The following is a 17,217-nucleotide window of genomic DNA, read 5'->3' as shown; positions in this document are numbered from 1 at the left end:
GCCCTCCCCCATCAAGCGTCAGCTCTACGATGAAACCTTAGCCTATCGTTAACGCAATCGCCACCGGATTTCCCCCATCCGGCGAGATTACTCGATATAGGCCGGGGCTTCGATGCGCTTGCCGACCATGAAGGCATCCGCCACGACCCGCAGCGGGCTCAGGTCGACATCCGAGGTGCCGCTTTTGACCAGATCGTAGAAGTGAGCATAAAGGCCTGAATATTCAGCCTCTTTTTCCTTGATGATCGTCTTGCCGTCAATCTCAAGCTCGGTGCCGCCCATGGACAGGACAAGCTTTTCACCTGACTCAGACTCGACAAAAATGCTCCAGGTCTGCACGCCGGTTTGCAGAAAGTCATAGTCGGCGCGGATCGCCAAACCATTGTCGGTCTGCATGTTCATTTCGACCTGAATCGGGGCCTGACAATTGGACGGGAAATGCAGATCGGCTGATTTAACAATCACAGTATCGCGCACAATCCGCGTCAGGATCGACAACGAATTGATACCCGGATCAAACACGCCCATGCCACCGGCCTCAAAGATCCAGGTCTGACCCGGATGCCACTGACGAACATTTTCTTTCCAGACTATATGGACCGACTTGATCGGACGCTCACCCATCCACTTGCGGGTCGCTTCGACCGCCGGGGCATAGCGTGAGTGCCAACTCGCCAGGGCCGACACGCCTTTAGCCTTAGCCAGATCACGGATCAGTTCCGCTTCGCCAATGGTCGCTGCGGGTGGCTTTTCAAGGAAAACGTGGCGACCGGCCTCAATGACTTGGCGCGCGACGCTCAACCGCACCTGCGGCGGCGTACAGACAGCGACCGCTTCGATTTCCGGGTGCGCTTTCAGCATTTCCGCCAGAGTATTATAGGCCACAACCCCTTGCGGACGCGAACCGGGACTGGCACCGGCGACCAGTTCAAGGTTTTTATTGGCGCGAATGGACGGGATATGCTGATCGACCGCGATCTTGCCTAAACCGATCAGACCGATTTTGAGCGTCTGAGTTTGGGTTGCCCCTTTTTGTGCTTTTGATTTACCGAAACCGAACATCAACGCTTTCCCTGCACCTTTTAAAACCTGCTGCCATGCCCCTTAGCCGAACACGGGGCCCAAGGCAATTATCATATAAATACCCGGTCTATTTGTCCGGCAATTTGTTTCGTCAGATATCCCGGCAGACCGGAACTGTGAAGCGCTTTTTTTGCAGCCCTCATCTAAGGCTGCTGAATAAGGTCGAAAATACGGGTCATTTCAACCCACTTTTCGCCCGCCTTGGCAAATGGCAGGGGTTTCTGAAACTCCCACATCAGCCGCTCCCACGCCTGAACGTCTTCTGAAGCGGCATCCGCTGCCGCCTTGGCATCGGCTGAAAATTCTGGCCCCGTCTCCATAATCATGAACATGCGGTCACCCGCCTGCCAGATTTCGAGGCTGCGGATATCGGCGTCACGGATGGAAGCCACGATCGCCGCAGGCACCTGCCCCGGCTGATGCCAGACCTTATAACGCTCAATCAAAGCGGCATCATTGTGCAGATCAAGCGCGAAACAATATCGGGTTAAGGTCATGTGGCGTCTCCGTTTTTAGGGTTATGCGTGGTATTTTTATCCTCGCCTACACTTTTTGACAACAATGTAAATTTCATATTTGACGGCTTGATTTATATGTGATGTCCTGTCTGACAAAGGGCGAGTTTAAACAATAACGCCCATACAGGTTGAGGATATTTCATGCGCGCATCTGACATGTCGCGCCCGGCAACGGGTGCGCTCTGGCCCCTTATTCTGATTACCAGTCTGTTCTTTTTCTGGGGCATGGCCAACAATCTCAATGATGTGCTGATCCCCCAGTTTAAAAAGGCGTTCAGCCTGACCGACCTGCAATCGGGTCTGGTGCAGTCGGCGTTTTACATGGGCTATTTCTTGCTGGCCATTCCGGCCGGGCTGTTCATGCGCCGCTTTGGCTATAAGGCGGCGGTTATCGCGGGCCTGTTGCTGTTTGCCGCCGGGGCTTTTCTGTTTTATCCCGCCGCTGACAATCACCAATATAGCTGGTTCTTAGGCGCGCTTTTCGTGATCGCGTCGGGTCTGGCGTTTTTAGAGACCTCAGCCAATCCGCTGATCACCGTGCTGGGCCCGCCCGAAAAAGCCGCCTTCCGGCTTAATCTGGCGCAAGCCTTTAATCCGCTGGGCTCGCTTACCGGCATCTGGGTCGGTAAGGAGTATATACTGTCCGGGGTCGAGCATAACGAATCGTCTTTGAGCGCCCTGTCTGATCAAGCTCGTCTGGCCTTTTACATTTCCGAATCTCAGGCCGTTCAGGGGCCGTATCTGATCATCGGTGCCATTATTATCGCTTGGGCGGTGCTGGTGGCCCTGTCGAAGTTCCCGGCGGCGGCGACCGAAAACACCCACGAGCATACTGGTGAAACCGTCTCTGCCGGCCGTTCCTTAAGCGGCCTGTTTGCCAAACCACATTTCCTGTTTGGCGTGATGGCGCAGTTTTTCTATGTCGGGGCGCAGGTCGGCATCTGGAGCTATATGATCCGCTATGCCCAGTCCGAACTGGCTATGCCGGAAAAAGAGGCCGCCAACTTCCTGTTTATCGCTCTGATTCTGTTCGCTGTCGGCCGGTTTGTCGGCACGGCCCTGATGAGCCGCCTGTCGCCGCTGCGGATTCTGGCGGTCTTTGCGATCATCAATATCGGCTTGTGCGCCTATGCCGCAGCCGTCGGCGGGCTTTACGGGCTCTATGCTTTAACTGCCACCTCGTTCTTTATGTCGATTATGTTCCCGACCATTTTCGCCACAGCGGTCGATGGCCTGGGGCCGCTGACCAAGACCGGCTCATCCCTTCTGGTCATGAGCATCGTCAGCGGGGCTTTGCTGCCGCCGCTGATGGGGTTGATTTCGGATGCGTCTCATATCCGCACCTCCATTTTCATCCCGGCCCTGTGCTTTGCGGTTATCGCCTGGTACGGACTGAAATCGCCCAAGCGCCCCCTTAGCGCGACGCCTGTCGCCACCACACACTGAGGGCCGGATGGTCATCGACGCCCACCATCATTTCTGGCAGATCGGACGCAATGGCCATGAATGGCCAACCTCTGGCCTTGGGCCGATCTACCGGGATTTCGGGCTCGATGATCTGAGGTCGGAGGCGGTGGGCGTCAGCCTGTCCGGCACCATAGTGGTGCAGTCGCAAGCTCATGACGCCGACACAGATTGGCTGCTTGAGGTCGCGGCCAATGATAATCTGATCTTAGGCGTCGTCGGCTGGGCCGATATGCTGGCCGGGGGTGCCGCAGACCGCATCGCCCATCTGGCGCAGCAGCCCAAACTCAAAGGCGTGCGGCCCATGCTGCAATCCCTTGCCGATGATGACTGGATCAATCAGCCCGTCGTGGCACCGGCGCTTGAGGCGCTGACCCAACATGATCTAAGTTTCGACGCCCTGATCTTTGCGCGCCACCTGCCGGCGATTGACCGGCTGGCGAAGACCTATCCGGGTTTACGCATCGTCATTGATCACGGTGCCAAACCCCCGATTGCCCGCCGCCACAGCCATCCGGAAGAGACGCGGCACTGGCGCGAACTGATCACTGCTATTGCCCGTAACCCCAATGTCCATGCCAAGTTGTCAGGGCTGGTCACCGAAATGATGCCGGGTCAGCCGATCGATGATCTGTGGCCCTATGCGGATCACCTGCTTGAGCAGTTCGGGCCGGATCGACTGATGTGGGGCTCGGACTGGCCGGTCGTCAATCTGTGCCAGTCTTACCGGTCATGGTTCGATCAGGTTCATAACCATCTGCGGGCCATGCCGACCCACAGCACAGATAAAATCTTCAGCACCAATGCCAAAACCTTTTATAAAATTAAGTCTGAAACAGGGGTAACACTATGAATATGCACCAAAATCTGCGTGACGACGATAAAGAGGGCGAAACCACCGTCCTGAAATACCGCGCCCCGGCGTTAGAAAAAGGCCTTGATGTGCTGGAACTGCTGGCGGCCCATAAACGCCCGCTGACCCTGTCGCAGATATCGGCCCACCTTGACCGCTCGGTTAGCGAACTGTTCCGCATGGTGCAGGTGCTGGAAAACCGCGGCTATGTCGCCCCGGCCCTGCGCGGCGACGGGCTGGAACTGACCAATAAGCTGTTCTCGCTTGGCATGAGCCGCGGCCCCAGCCAGAACCTTTTGGCCAGCGCTATGCCGATCATGCAGGCTTTGAGCGAATCGACCCGCCAGTCGTGTCATATCGCCATCGCCTCCGACAACCAGATCGTCGTCATTGCCCGTGTCGAAGCGCCCGGTGATCTCGGCTTTTCGGTAAGGGTCGGCCATCAGGCGCCCGTTGTGAAATCGACCTCCGGCATCACCCTGTTCAGCTTTCAGCCGCACAAGATGAAAGAAGCCTGGCGCGCCGAACTGATGGCGGAGACTCCGCCCGAAACCTGGCGTACCTTTGATGAGCTGTGCCAGTTTGCTCAGAAAAATAACTATGTACAGCGCCGCTCCGATTTCACCGACGGGATTACCGATATTTCCTGCCCGATCTTCAGCGACGGTACCGTCATCGCCGCCCTGACCATCCCCTATATCCGCTCGCTCGGCAGCGAAAGCCTTGAGGACGCCACCCGCAAACTCCAGACCGCCGTTCAGACCATATCGAAATCGCTCGGCGGCGTTGATACCGTCGAACGCATCCCCATCCGATAGGCGGCTTTTTATCGGTAAGCGTACAAAAGCCTTGAGTTGTGCGCGCCCAAAGCGTACTTTTATCAGTAAGAATGATTTCATTTATAAATGAAACCTAACCGGAAACGTCATAATGTCAGGGGCTGACACCTTGAATTTAATTGGCCGCACCAGTGTGCGCGTCCCTGCCCTTGGGTTCGGGGCGGCCGCCATAGGCAATCTTTATCGTCCGCTGGGCGATGAGGCGGCGAGCGCCTGCGTGACCAAGGCCCTTGAGGCGGGTATTCGCTATTTCGACACCGCCCCGCGCTATGGCCACGGCCTGTCTGAGCGTCGCTTAGGGGCCGTTCTGCCGCATGACGTGATCGTCTCCACCAAGGTCGGGCGTGTCCTGACGCCCATCGCCCCGCCCCCGTCCGGCACCCAGCGCCACGGCTTTGTCGATGGCGACCCGTTCGAGGAGCATTTCGACTACAGCTATGACGGCGTGATGCGGTCGTTTGAGTCGAGCCTGACACGGCTGAAACGCGATCATATCGATATTCTGCTGGCCCATGATCTGGGACAACTGACCCATGGCGATGACCATGATTATCACCTGAAAGCGTTCCTTAGTGGTGGCCTCAAAGCCATGCAAACGCTGAAATCCGAAGGTCGCATCGGCGCCATCGGGCTGGGGGTCAATGAGACCGAAATTTGTGACAATGTGCTGGATCATGCCGATCTGGACGCTATCCTGCTGGCGGGCCGCTATACCCTGCTGGAACAGGCACCACTTGAAGCATTCCTGCCCCGCTGCGTGGCACGCAATGTCTCGATCATTCTGGGCGGGCCGTTCAATTCCGGCATACTGATTACTGGCGTAGGCAATGGCCACACGCCGTTTTATGACTACGCCCCCGCCCCGCCGGAAATCATCGCGCGGGTGCACCGCATCGAAGCCATTTGTGCCGATCACCACGTCCCTCTGGCGGCGGCGGCCTTGCAGTTTCCGCTCGCCCATCCGGCGGTCGCCAGCGTCATACCCGGCATGGCCACGCCCGATGAAGTGCGCAGCAATGCCGCCCTGTTTCACCACCCAATTCCGCCCGCCCTGTGGGACGATCTGAAAACCGGCGGTCTGATACCATCCGCCGCCCCGACACCTGCCCCAACACCTGAAACGCCTGTATCCGCATGATTACCCCCCTTATCCTTTTGCATCCCGACGACAATGTGCTGGTGTGCCGCGCCCCCATTGCGGCGGGCTTTGAAACGGTCATTGACGGCGATACCGTCACCATCCCCGCCGCCATTGAGGTCGGCCACAAGGTCGCGCGCGGCGATTTGCAGGCCGGTGATAAGATCCTGAAGTACGGTGCGCCGATTGGCTCCATGACGGCGGACGCCAAACGCGGCGATCACGTCCATCTGCACAATATGAAAAGCGACTATATCCCCTCCCACACCCGTAAGGCCGTAAGCTGATGGATACCGTAATTTGTGAAGCCCCCGGCAAGCTGGTTCACACGCAACGCCCCCGGCCTGTACGCGCCGAAGGTGAGGTGCTGGTGCGCGTCCGCCGCGTCGGCATCTGCGGCACGGACATGCATATCTATAAGGGCACTCAGCCGTTCCTGACCTACCCGCGCGTCATGGGCCATGAACTGTCCGGTGAGGTGGCCGAGGCCCCCGCAGGCTCAGACCTCAGCCCCGGCGATGTGGTCTATATCATGCCCTATATGTCGTGTGGCCACTGCGCGGCCTGCCGTAAGGGTAAGGGCAATTGCTGCATGAATATCCGGGTTCTGGGTGTCCATATGGACGGCGGGCTGTGCGAATATATCAGCGTCCCCGAAGGCTTTGTGTTTAAGGCCACCGGCATCGGTCTGGATGAAGCCGCCATGCTGGAGTTTCTGGCCATCGGTCACCATGCCGTCCGCCGCGCCCAAGTGCAAACCAGTCAAAAAGAGCAGTCCGGTCATAAGGCGTTGGTCGTCGGGGTCGGGCCCATCGGCATCGCCACGGCCCTGTTTGCCAAACTCAGAGGGGCCGAGGTCACCGTCATCGACAGCCGCCAGCCACGCATTGATTTCTGCCTGCGCGAACTTAAGGCCGATCATGGCGTGTTGGTGGGCGACGATACCCGCGACCAGTTATCACAACTGACCGGCGGCGATTTTTACGATGTGGTGTTTGACGCGACCGGTGCCCCCAAGGCTATGGAGGCTGGGTTTGGCTATGTCGGCCACGGCGGCACCTATGTGCTGATCTCGGTTGTGGCCGCCGACATCACCTTCAACGACCCCGAATTTCATAAGCGCGAAACCACCCTGATGGGCAGCCGCAACGCCACCCCGGAAGATTTCAAAGGCGTGCTGGCCGCCATGATCGCGGGCCACGTTCCCACCGCGGCGCTCAATACCCACCGTGCGAAGCTTTCCGAACTCCCCGACATTTTGCCGCAATGGATCGAACCATCGGCAGGCGTTATCAAGGCTCTGGTCGAATGTTAAATACCCCCGCCATCACCGCTTATCTCAGGCCCGATGGCCGCAAAGGCATCCGCAATGTCATTGCCGTCGCCTATCTGGTCGAATGTGCCCACCATGTCGCGCGCGGCATCGTCAACCGCTTTACGGACTATGAGCAGTTGGCGTCAGCGACCATCGGCGATGCGCCCGAAGTTCATCTAATCGGCTTTCCGGGCTGCTATCCCAATGCCTATGCCTTCAAGATGATGCAGGCCCTGACCACCCACCCCAATGTCGGCGGTGTGCTGCTGATCTCGCTCGGCTGCGAAAGCTTTAACCGTGAACAGCTCAAAACCACCATCGAAGCTTCTGGTCGTCCGGTCGAAACCCTGGTGATCCAGAATTCCGGCGGCACCGCCTCGACCATTCAAAAAGGCGTCGAAGCGGTCAAACGGATGCAGGCCATTGCCGCCCAGACCCCGCGCGTGGATATGGACATATCGGAGTTGATTATCGGCACCATCTGCGGCGGTTCGGACGGCACCTCCGGTATCACGGCCAACCCTGCCGTCGGGCGCGCGTTCGATGCTTTGGGGGCTGCGGGGGCGGCCTGTATCTTTGAGGAAACCGGCGAACTGGTCGGCTGCGAAAAGATCATGGCCGACCGGGCGGTCACACCGGAGCTGGGGGCCGCGTTAGAGGCCAGCGTCGAAAAGGCCGAACGCTATTACACCATCATGGGCTTTGGCTCGTTCGCGCCCGGCAATGCCGAAGGCGGACTGACCACCCAGGAAGAAAAGTCGATGGGGGCCTATTCCAAGTCAGGCTCAGCCCCGATCTGCGGGATTCTGAAACCGGGCGATCAGCCCCCGACCGGCGGGCTTTACCTGCTGGATGTGGTGCCCGATGGTGAGCCGCGTTTTGGCTTTCCCAATATCTCCGACAATGCTGAGATTGTCGAACTGATCGCCTGTGGGGCGCACATAACCCTGTTTACCACGGGCAGAGGTTCGGTCGTGGGCTCAGCCATTTCGCCGGTGATCAAGATTTGCGCCAATCCGGAGACCTTCCGCAAACTGGCTGAGGACATGGATATCGATGCCGGACGGATCATGGAAGGCCGCGCCACGCTGGATGAAGTGGGCTCTGAGATCACCGATCTGGTGCTTAAGGTCGCTGCCGGTGCCCGCACCAAATCCGAAGCCCTCGGCCATCAGGAATTTATCCTCACCTATAAGGCGTTTGAGCCAATTGGCCCCGCCTGTTTACCTTTGAAACGAGCCTGACATGAGACTGCAAAACAAAACCGCCCTGATCACCGCCGCCGGACAAGGCATTGGCCGCGCCACCGTCGAAGCCTATGTCCGCGAAGGGGCGCACGTCATCGCCGCCGATATCAATGACGCCTCACTGGCCGAACTGGCCGCCATACCCCGCGTCACCGCGCGTAAGCTGGATGTCACCGATGCTGAGGCCATCAAGGCCATCGCCGCCGAGTTTCCGAATATCAATGTGCTTTATAACTGCGCAGGCTTTGTGCACGCGGGTACGATCCTTGACTGCGACGAAGATGACTGGGCCTTTTCCAATAGCCTGAACGTCACCGCCCAGTACCGCCTGATCCGCGCGGTGTTACCGAACATGATTAAAAACGGCGGCGGCTCGATCATCAACATGTCGTCGATTGCCTCTTCGATCAAAGGCATTCCCAACCGCTTTGCCTATTGCGCCACCAAGGCCGCGGTTATCGGCCTGACCAAGGCTGTGGCCGCCGATTTTGTCGCCCAAGGCATCCGCTGCAACGCCATCTGCCCCGGCACGGTCGAGACCCCGTCCCTGCTGCAACGCTTACGCGACACCGGAGACTTCGATAAGGCCTATAGCGAATTCACGTCGCGCCAAGCCATGGGCCGGTTCGGCAAGGCCGAGGAACTGGCAGCACTGGCGGTTTTCTTAGGCTCCGACGAATCCGCCTTTATCACGGGTCAGCCCTATATCATCGACGGAGGATGGGTGAATTAACCTGCTCACTCAAAAGTTTGCCGCTAACGCGCCAATACATTTTTACTGGATCAATCAGGCTTAGAGGCAGCCGACTGTTTCAGGACCACATGTTTAATTACAGGTGGCCCAAAGAAAATCTGCTGCTTATGGCCATAAACATGGACGCTATAATAGACATCGAAATCTGTGCGATCTGATCTGAAATCTTCGGCACCAATCTTGATAAGTTTATAACCCCACCATTCCTTTTGAACCCAATTTTGTAATTGTTTTACGCCGCCATCTTCGTCAGGTGGTCCTATTTTCTCATATACCTGCTGAATACTCAGATTTTCGTAATTTAAGTCCCATTTGGCGGGCATTTCATCTGCGCGCGTGGCATAGATGATATGAGGAAATACCCCCCAAGCGCCTATTGCCATTATCAGGGCAGCTAATATTGCGACTAAAGTGTTTCTCTTCATACCGCGATCTAATCAACCATGCAGGGTCATGTCCATCCACATCATCGCCCGCTCACCGGTCTTGAGGCATTTCAGGCCGGAATTGGGTTTATTGAACGGATCGGGCATGTGATTGACCGGCTCGGCGCAGAAGAAATCCTCGCCCGGCGGCACATAGATATGCAGCCAATGACAATCGGGTGAGGCCTTGACCGTCAGGGTCGCCTCATCGCCTTCAAAGATATCAAACCGGCCATTAAATTCGGTGTGGCAGTGATCGAGCAACTGATCCGCATCGACTACATCGCCGCGCGTCCAGTCCTTGCCGCGATAGACCCCGCCGTGCCATTCGGTCGGCAGGCAGTCATCGCTCGATAGCCACACCCCTTCGACATGGGCCTTAAGGCGCGTCTGCGGCGTTTTCAGGAAATAGGGATGGAACCCCAGCCCCGCCGGCATGGCGCACGGCGACAGATTGGTCACCGACAGATAGATCCGCACACCGCCGTCGCGCAGTTCATAGATGACTTCGGCCCGGTAATCCCACGGCCATTCCCCGCACCTGTGATCGAACACCAGCCGCGCGCGTGACCCGCTAATCTCTGCAACTTCCCATTCAGAGCGCCAGCCCTGACCGTGCAGGGTATGGGGATGGTCACCCAGATTGGGCTTAAGCTGAATGTCCTTGGTGCCCAGCACAAAATGGCCGTTCTTGATCCGGTTGGCAAACGGCACCAGCGGGAAATTGCCGGTCTGCAGCACATCGTCTGCCCCATCCGGCGCGGGCCGCAAATAATCGCGCCCTTTATGGGTGAGGCTAAGCGTCGAAGCCCCCAGATGCGGCGCGATCTTAAGCCGCGTATCTCCGGCCACAAGGGTGCACACCGCGTCGCGCGCACGGCTCAGGGTGAGGGTATCCCCCTCAATACTATTGGACATGATGGCGTCTTTCCCGGTTTCATTATTATTTTTATCTTTTTTTTGAATCAAAAACGGCGGGGCTGATAACCCCGCCGTTCGCCAACCTTACCTTAATATCAGGACTTTTTCCAGAGCCCTTCGATAGCCTCCAAAGTCTTGCCCTTGGTTTCAGGCACGAACTTCCACACGAATATGGCCGCCAGAACCGAGAACGCCCCGTAGACATAGAACGAAAAACCGTGGTTAAACAACGCGATCAGCGTCGAATTGCCGTCCATCATCGGGAAGGTTTGCGACACGATATAGTTGGCGATCCATTGGGCCGCGACCGCAATCGACATGGCCGTACCCTTGATAGAATTGGGGAACATTTCCGCCAGCAGCACCCACACGATCGGCCCCCACGACAGGGAGAACCCGGCAATGTAGACAATCGCCGTCACCAGAAAGATCATGCCCTGCTGATGGGTCTGGTACAGATAACCTAAGAAAAACAGCGATACCGCCATGACCACGGCGCCCAGGATCAACAGCGGCTTACGGCCCCAGTTATCGACCGTGAACAGGGCAATAATGGTGAACACCACCATCGCGACGCCCATGATGACGGTTTGCAGCATGGCGGCATTGGTTTCCATGCCGACATTCTTGAACATGCTGGGGGCGTAATAAAGCACCGCATTGATGCCAACGACCTGCTGAAAGACCGACAGCAAAATACCGACCAGCAGAACGCCTGAGCCAAACGATAATAGCTTACCCGAATGGTTGACCAGACTGCCGCGGATCTCCGCCATCGTCGCCTTGGCGGTATCCGGATCATTCAGCTCATGCAGCAGCTTTTCGGCCTTGGCCTCATGGCCCTTCATCATGTACCAGCGCGGCGTGTCCGGCATCAGGAACGCCGCCGTCAGGAACAAAGCCGCCGGAATGGCGCACGACGCCAGCATGTAGCGCCAGCCAAGCGCATTGATCCAGGTGTCATCGCCGTGGCCCGCTTCGGCAATTTTCATATTGACGAAATAGACCAGCGTAATGCCGACCACGATGGCGATCTGTTGCAAAGACACCAGCAACCCGCGATGCTTGGCGGGGGCGATTTCAGCGATATACATGGGCGAAATCAGTGACGCCATGCCAATCGCAATCCCGCCAAAGACGCGGTAAATCATATAGGGCCACAGGGTATCGACACCCAGTGTGCCGATCGGCGCGATAAAGGTTTCCGGAAAACCCGACAGAATCGACGATACGAAAAACAGGGCTGCGGCAATCATCATGCCCGCCCGACGACCGAACTTGGTCGCCAGTGGCCCTGCGATGGCCGAACCGATCACGCAGCCCAGCAGCGCGATACCGACCGCCAGACCGTGAAAAAAGTTCTTTTGGGTTTCATCCCACGCCATATTCGGCAGGATGTAGTTATGCTTGATTGAGGCTTCCGCACCCGAAATAACGGCGGTGTCGTAGCCGAACAAAAGGCCCCCCAGAGCGGCACCAATCGCCAGCCCCATTACAAGCCCCATATTCACCTTAACCTGTGACGAGGTCATTGATTATCCCTTCCTGAAGGCCACCCCCACGATGGTGATGCACCTGTTGTATCAGCGCACACAGCCGTTAGGTTGCGTGCGCCCTCCTCTGATCCGTCGCGCTCATGTGCGGAAATTAAGCGTTGTTGCCCGCGCGCGTATCGGTCTCAAACCTATGAATGGCAGCGCTGTCATTTTCAAGCGGATACACCCTTGCCCGCGAGAAAATGAGTGACGACTGCCGGAATTTCTCCCGTTATTTCAATTAAGATTAATGGTTATGACGCGGCATCTGCTCGGCGATATGGGTGAACTTCAGCGCCGGTTCCATGACGGCCCCGGTGTGCAGTTGCCCGACCGTCTGACGGTAGATTTCCTGCCACGGCGTCATGCTGGCCGGATAGGCCGGGATACCCTCGGCTTTACGCGCCGCGATGACCTCATCGGCCACCAGCGCATCGCAGGCACCGGTATTGATGTCGATGCGGATGACATCGCCGGTTCTGAGCCACGCCAGCCCGCCACCGACCGCGCTTTCAGGTGAGGCGTTGAGGATCGACGGCGAATCCGCCGTGCCCGATTGACGGCCATCGCCCAGGGTCGGCAATGACGTGATGCCGCGCTTCAGCAAGGCATCGGGCGGCTGCATATTGACGACTTCGGCCGATCCGGGCCAGCCGACCGGGCCGGAGCCACGGATAACCAGAATGGTGTTTTCATCAATATTCAACGCCGGATCATTGATGCGTTCATGGTAATCGGTTGAGCCATCAAACACGACCGCCTTGGCCTCAAAGATGTTTTCCGCACCCGGCTTAGACAGATAGCGTGTGCGGAACTCATCCGAGATCACGCTGGTCTTCATGATCGCAAAATCGAACAGATTGCCTTTGAGGACCAGGAACCCGGCCCGCTCCATCATGGGCTCAGCGACCGTGTAGATCATCTCGCGGTCTTTGGTTTCGCGCCCGACAATGTTTTCCGCAATCGTCTTACCGGTAATGGTTTTGACATCCCCGTCGATCAGGTTTTCTTTGAGCAGTTCGACATGGATGGCAGGCACACCACCGGCGCGGTGGAAGCGCTCGCCCAGATATTTACCCGCCGGCTGCATATTAAGGATCAGCGGAATATCGTAAGCCGCCATCCAGTCCTGATCGGTCAGCTCAACACCGGCATGACGGGCCATGGCCACAATATGCGGCTGGGCATTGGTCGAACCGCCGACCGCCGCCACCAAAGCAATGGCATTGAGGAACGAGTTGCGGGTCAGGATTTTCGACGGTTTCAAGTCTTCCCACGCCATCTCAACGATGCGCTTACCGGTCTCATACGCCATCTGCCCGCGCTCACGATAAGGGGCCGGAATGGCCGAACAACCGGGCAAGCTGAGGCCGAGGGTTTCGGCGACCGCGTTCATGGTCGAGGCCGTGCCCATGGTGTTGCAATGCCCCGCTGAGGGGGCCGACGCCGCAGCGGCTTCGATAAACTCATCCTCGGTCATCTGACCGGCCGCCAGCTTACGACGCGACCGCCAGATGACCGTGCCGGAGCCGACCAGATCGCCTTCGTGATGGCCATCCAGCATCGGCCCGCCCGACAGGACAATGGCCGGAATATCAACGGCGGTGGCCGCCATGATGCCCGCAGGGGTCGTCTTATCGCAACCGGTCGTCAGCACCACCGCATCGATCGGATATCCGTGCAGGATCTCGATCATCGTCATGTAGCTAAGGTTACGGTCAATAGCGGCAGTCGGCCTGCGGCAGTTCTCAAAGATCGGATGACACGGAAACTCCATCGGAATCCCGCCCGCATCGCGGATACCGGCCTTGACGCGATCAGCCAGATCGAGATGGATGCGGTTGCACGGCGATATGTCCGAGCCAGTCTGAGCTATGCCGATGATCGGACGACCCGAGCGCAGTTCCGCAGGCGTAAGGCCGTAGTTCATGAAGCGCTCAAGATAGAGGGCGGCCATATCGATATGGCCGGGGGCTTCGAACCATTCCTGAGAGCGGAAACGGCCATTGGGGGTGGCGGGTGTGCGCTTAGACATGATCAATCTCATATTGCGGTTGGCCGGAAATATCGGCTTCAAAACTAAACAGACCGCCGGCCAGAGGTTGGGCGGCAATGTCGTCTGCGGACAATCCCTTGGCGGCGGTTGTGGCATATACGGTTTTCAGATCGCGTCCGGCAAAGGCGATCTTGGTGACGTTGGAGACCGGGAATTTGACGCGCCGGATCAGTTGGCCATCGGGGGCATAACAGTTGACGCCCCAGCCGAAGAACAGCGCGTTCCAGACATTGCCCGCGCTGTCGACCACCGGCCCGTCCATATAGCCTTCGCCGTGAGGTGGGGTATGGCCTTCGGTGTCCAGTCGCGCAAAGACGCGCTTACCCGTGATCTCGCCGTCGTCATCCAGATCAAAAGCGTAGATGACTTTTTTCAGGGTATCGTTGTGATAGAGGGTTTTACCGTCCGGGCTGACGGCGGGGCCATTGGTGATGACGTAGTCGTCATCCATTTTCTTTAAGCCGCGCGCATCATAGCGATAGAGCGCGCCGGTCGGATTGGCTTCGTCATCGTCCATCGATCCGAACCACAGGCGGCCTTTGGCATCGACAAAACCGTCATTGAGGCGGTTACCCGGCAGGTGCGGTTCGATGTGGGTCAGGAGGTCAAACGCACCCGTTTTTAGCTCAAACAGGTAAAGCCCGGTCTTGCACCCGACCACGAAGCCACCCCGTTTGCGCGGTGCGATAAAGCCGCATGGTGACGGCGCGGTCCAGGACTGTTTTGAGCCGATGCTGACATCATAGCGATGGATTTTCGACGACTTGATGTCGACGAACCAGACGGCGTGATCCTTGGCCGACCAGATCGGGCCTTCGCCCAGCGTAGCCTTTAGATCCCAGACGCAGGTAACCTCAAAATTAGCGACCATGTTTCCGTCCTGCATTTCTGGCCCGCGTTTTTATTCTTTTTTAGGGCCCACCAAAAACGTATTGGCGCGCCGCGCCAAACTTTTCGGTGAAATCCCTAGCGCCATCCCGCATCAATCCAGTAGCCATGTCCGGTACACAGCGACGCATCGTCCGACGCCAAAAACAGCGCCAGCGACGCCACATGCTTAGGCTCGATCCGGCCCGGCAGGCATTGCGATTCGACGATCTGGCGCTCACCTTCGGGGGTGTACCATTTCATCTGGCGCGGGGTTTTGACATTGCCCGGAATGATCGAGGTGACGCGGATATTATCGGGGCCAAGCTCACGCGCCAAGGCCCGCGTCATACCCTCAATACCGGCCTTGGCGGTTTCATAAAGCACCAGATCGGGCAGGCCCAGATGCCAGGAGATCGAGCCGAAATTGATGATCGCGCCGCCACCGGCCGTCTTCATGCCCGGCGCAATGACGCGTGTCGTCATGGCCAGATGCTTGAGGTTAACAGCGATGTTCTTATCAAAGAATTCCGAGGTCACTTCCGACAGGGTATGACGGTCATCGCGGGCGGCATTATTGAGCAGGATATTGACCGGCCCATCTGCCAGAACCGCGGCGAGTGTCGCCTCCAACGCAGGAGTGTCGGTCAGATCGCACTTATAGAATGTGGGCGTAACACCCAAAACGCCGGTATCAAGCGTGGCCGATACCTCATCGACCAGATCAATGAAATGGACGCGCGCGCCTTGCTGCACAAAGGCGGTGACAAGACCGGCACCAATGCCGGAACCGCCGCCTGTGATGAGTACTTTTTTACCTTTAAGGCTTGGATAGATAGCCGACGACATCGGTTCCATTCACTTTCTGTATTATTATAATTACGCGACCGCGTCGTGCGGCTGTTTAGTCCTGGCGTTAAGCAGACCGCGACCGGCCAGATTCTGCATCAGATCGACAATGCCGTAATTCCACGGCTTCGCCTCTTTTGAGGTCACCACGCGGTTGGTCAGGGTGCCAAGTTTCGGCGATGACACGCTAACGATATCGCCGACCTTATGGGTAAAGCCACGGCCCGGAACGTCACGATCCTGGGTCGGGGCAAACAGCGTGCCCATCATCAGGATGAAACCATCGGGATATTGATGCTCACTCAGGGTCTGACGCACCAGTTCGAGCGGATCGCGGCTGATCTCGGTCATGCTCGACTTGCCCTTAAGCACGTAGCCTTCAGGCCCGGTGATATCGAGATCAAGCTGGGCCGAGCGGACATCGTCAATGCCAAACGTGTCATCGAACATGCGGATAAACGGCCCAAGGCCGGTCGAGGCGTTATTGTCCTTGGCCTTACCCAGCAGCAGCGCCGAACGGCCCTCAAAACAGCGCAGATTAACATCATTGCCGAGCATAGCCCCGACCGGACGGCCCTTGGGATCGACCACCAGAACCACTTCGGGTTCGGGGTTGTTCCACGTCGAATCCGAGCGAATACCGACCTCATCGCCCCAGCCAATCGACGACAGCACCGGCCCTTTGGTGAAGACTTCGGCGTCCGGGCCAATGGCGACCTCAAGATATTGCGACCACATGCCATCGGCAATCAGGGCGTCTTTTAACTTGGCAGCATCATCCGACCCCGGCACGACCGAGCGGATATCGGCCCCAATACGTTCTTTCAGCGCATCGCGGATACCTTGCGCCTTATCGGCATCGCCGCGGGCGCGTTCTTCGATGACGCGTTCAACCGCCGACACCGCAAAGGTCACACCGGCGGCCTTGACGCATTGCAGGTCAATCGGCGACAGCAGTTTATCCGCAGCCCCCTCACCCGACCATGTGGTCGTGAAATTAAAGCCTTCGAGGTCACCGAGCAGTTTCCCACCCGCCGGGACACCCTTTTCAGGCCACACCGCCATCAGTTGCGCCACAGTCGGCGCCACCGGCGTCATGTCGTAAACCTTACCACCGCGCACCATAACCGGCGTCGGGCCTTCCGGCAAAAGGATGCGCCCGATCAGGGTCGCGTCGCGCCAGTCCTGGGGAAGGGCGCTGATCAGGCTGTGGTCGGCATTTGACATGGCCTTGTTTTTCCTCAATTTTTCCTTGTGCGCATTTAGCAAAACGCACGCACTCAACTTCATGGCGGCTCTGGCATTTTTGCCAAAACCGTCAAAATTGAACGCGCCGTTAGCTTTTACGCCATG

At 57.7% G+C, this 17,217-nt stretch carries 17 protein-coding genes; 8 read left to right on the top strand and 9 right to left on the bottom strand.

What is annotated here, in order from left to right:
* Positions 1 to 87 precede the first annotated feature (87 nt).
* Both IE102_RS06090 and IE102_RS06085 read right to left on the bottom strand, forming a co-directional pair.
* Positions 88 to 1,062, bottom strand: a complete 975-nt coding sequence (locus IE102_RS06090; protein WP_189485518.1) for a Gfo/Idh/MocA family protein — start codon at positions 1,060 to 1,062, stop codon at positions 88 to 90.
* 164 nt (positions 1,063 to 1,226) lie between these two features.
* Positions 1,227 to 1,580, bottom strand: coding sequence for an L-rhamnose mutarotase (locus tag IE102_RS06085; RefSeq protein WP_189485517.1), 354 nt, complete (start codon positions 1,578 to 1,580; stop codon positions 1,227 to 1,229).
* A 162-nt stretch (positions 1,581 to 1,742) separates the two neighbouring features.
* Here IE102_RS06085 and fucP point away from each other — a divergent pair, with 162 nt between their 5' ends.
* The 8 genes from fucP (at position 1,743) to IE102_RS06045 (ending at position 9,190) form a co-directional block, all read left to right on the top strand.
* Positions 1,743 to 3,047 carry an L-fucose:H+ symporter permease gene (fucP, locus tag IE102_RS06080; RefSeq protein ID WP_189485516.1) on the top strand — a complete coding sequence of 435 codons (1,305 nt, stop codon included), beginning with the start codon at positions 1,743 to 1,745 and terminating at the stop codon, positions 3,045 to 3,047.
* 7 nt (positions 3,048 to 3,054) lie between these two features.
* A complete protein-coding gene (locus tag IE102_RS06075) occupies positions 3,055 to 3,918 on the top strand; it encodes an amidohydrolase family protein (RefSeq protein ID WP_189485515.1) in 864 nt (287 codons plus the stop codon).
* Complete coding sequence (locus IE102_RS06070; protein WP_229807585.1) at positions 3,915 to 4,736, top strand: IclR family transcriptional regulator; 822 nt, start codon at positions 3,915 to 3,917, stop codon at positions 4,734 to 4,736. Before IE102_RS06075 ends, IE102_RS06070 begins: the two co-directional genes overlap by 4 nt.
* Before the next feature lie 112 nt (positions 4,737 to 4,848).
* Entirely contained in the window at positions 4,849 to 5,895 is a 1,047-nt protein-coding gene (locus IE102_RS06065) for an aldo/keto reductase (protein ID WP_189485514.1), read from the top strand.
* Positions 5,892 to 6,182 carry a UxaA family hydrolase gene (locus IE102_RS06060; protein WP_189485513.1) on the top strand — a complete coding sequence of 97 codons (291 nt, stop codon included), beginning with the start codon at positions 5,892 to 5,894 and terminating at the stop codon, positions 6,180 to 6,182. Before IE102_RS06065 ends, IE102_RS06060 begins: the two co-directional genes overlap by 4 nt.
* Positions 6,182 to 7,210, top strand: coding sequence for a zinc-binding alcohol dehydrogenase family protein (locus IE102_RS06055; protein WP_189485512.1), 1,029 nt, complete (start codon positions 6,182 to 6,184; stop codon positions 7,208 to 7,210). Before IE102_RS06060 ends, IE102_RS06055 begins: the two co-directional genes overlap by 1 nt.
* Positions 7,204 to 8,454: a UxaA family hydrolase gene (locus IE102_RS06050; protein WP_189485511.1), complete on the top strand. Its 1,251-nt coding sequence runs from the start codon at positions 7,204 to 7,206 to the stop codon at positions 8,452 to 8,454. Before IE102_RS06055 ends, IE102_RS06050 begins: the two co-directional genes overlap by 7 nt.
* Before the next feature lies 1 nt (position 8,455).
* Positions 8,456 to 9,190 carry an SDR family oxidoreductase gene (locus IE102_RS06045; RefSeq protein ID WP_189485510.1) on the top strand — a complete coding sequence of 245 codons (735 nt, stop codon included), beginning with the start codon at positions 8,456 to 8,458 and terminating at the stop codon, positions 9,188 to 9,190.
* Between the two features lie 50 nt (positions 9,191 to 9,240).
* On the opposite strand, the gene IE102_RS06040 is transcribed toward IE102_RS06045, so the two are convergent.
* From IE102_RS06040 to IE102_RS06010, 7 genes are all read right to left on the bottom strand, one after another.
* Positions 9,241 to 9,636 carry a hypothetical protein gene (locus tag IE102_RS06040; RefSeq protein ID WP_189485509.1) on the bottom strand — a complete coding sequence of 132 codons (396 nt, stop codon included), beginning with the start codon at positions 9,634 to 9,636 and terminating at the stop codon, positions 9,241 to 9,243.
* 12 nt (positions 9,637 to 9,648) lie between these two features.
* On the bottom strand, positions 9,649 to 10,554 hold the full coding sequence (locus IE102_RS06035) for an aldose 1-epimerase (RefSeq protein ID WP_189485508.1): 906 nt from the start codon (positions 10,552 to 10,554) through the stop codon (positions 9,649 to 9,651).
* A gap of 98 nt (positions 10,555 to 10,652) precedes the next feature.
* A complete protein-coding gene (xylE, locus tag IE102_RS06030; protein ID WP_189485507.1) occupies positions 10,653 to 12,089 on the bottom strand; it encodes a D-xylose transporter XylE in 1,437 nt (478 codons plus the stop codon).
* A gap of 250 nt (positions 12,090 to 12,339) precedes the next feature.
* Entirely contained in the window at positions 12,340 to 14,127 is a 1,788-nt protein-coding gene (locus tag IE102_RS06025) for an IlvD/Edd family dehydratase (RefSeq protein WP_189485506.1), read from the bottom strand.
* A complete protein-coding gene (locus IE102_RS06020; RefSeq protein ID WP_189485505.1) occupies positions 14,120 to 15,019 on the bottom strand; it encodes an SMP-30/gluconolactonase/LRE family protein in 900 nt (299 codons plus the stop codon). The genes IE102_RS06025 and IE102_RS06020 overlap by 8 nt, the downstream gene beginning before the upstream one ends.
* Before the next feature lie 95 nt (positions 15,020 to 15,114).
* Positions 15,115 to 15,864 carry a D-xylose 1-dehydrogenase gene (gene xylB / locus IE102_RS06015; protein ID WP_189486026.1) on the bottom strand — a complete coding sequence of 250 codons (750 nt, stop codon included), beginning with the start codon at positions 15,862 to 15,864 and terminating at the stop codon, positions 15,115 to 15,117.
* A 30-nt stretch (positions 15,865 to 15,894) separates the two neighbouring features.
* Positions 15,895 to 17,091, bottom strand: a complete 1,197-nt coding sequence (locus IE102_RS06010; RefSeq protein WP_189485504.1) for a fumarylacetoacetate hydrolase family protein — start codon at positions 17,089 to 17,091, stop codon at positions 15,895 to 15,897.
* Positions 17,092 to 17,217 lie beyond the last annotated feature (126 nt).

The organism is Asticcacaulis endophyticus, assembly GCF_014652575.1.
GTDB lineage: Bacteria > Pseudomonadota > Alphaproteobacteria > Caulobacterales > Caulobacteraceae > Asticcacaulis > Asticcacaulis endophyticus.
This window is presented reverse-complemented; position numbering and strand designations above follow the sequence as displayed.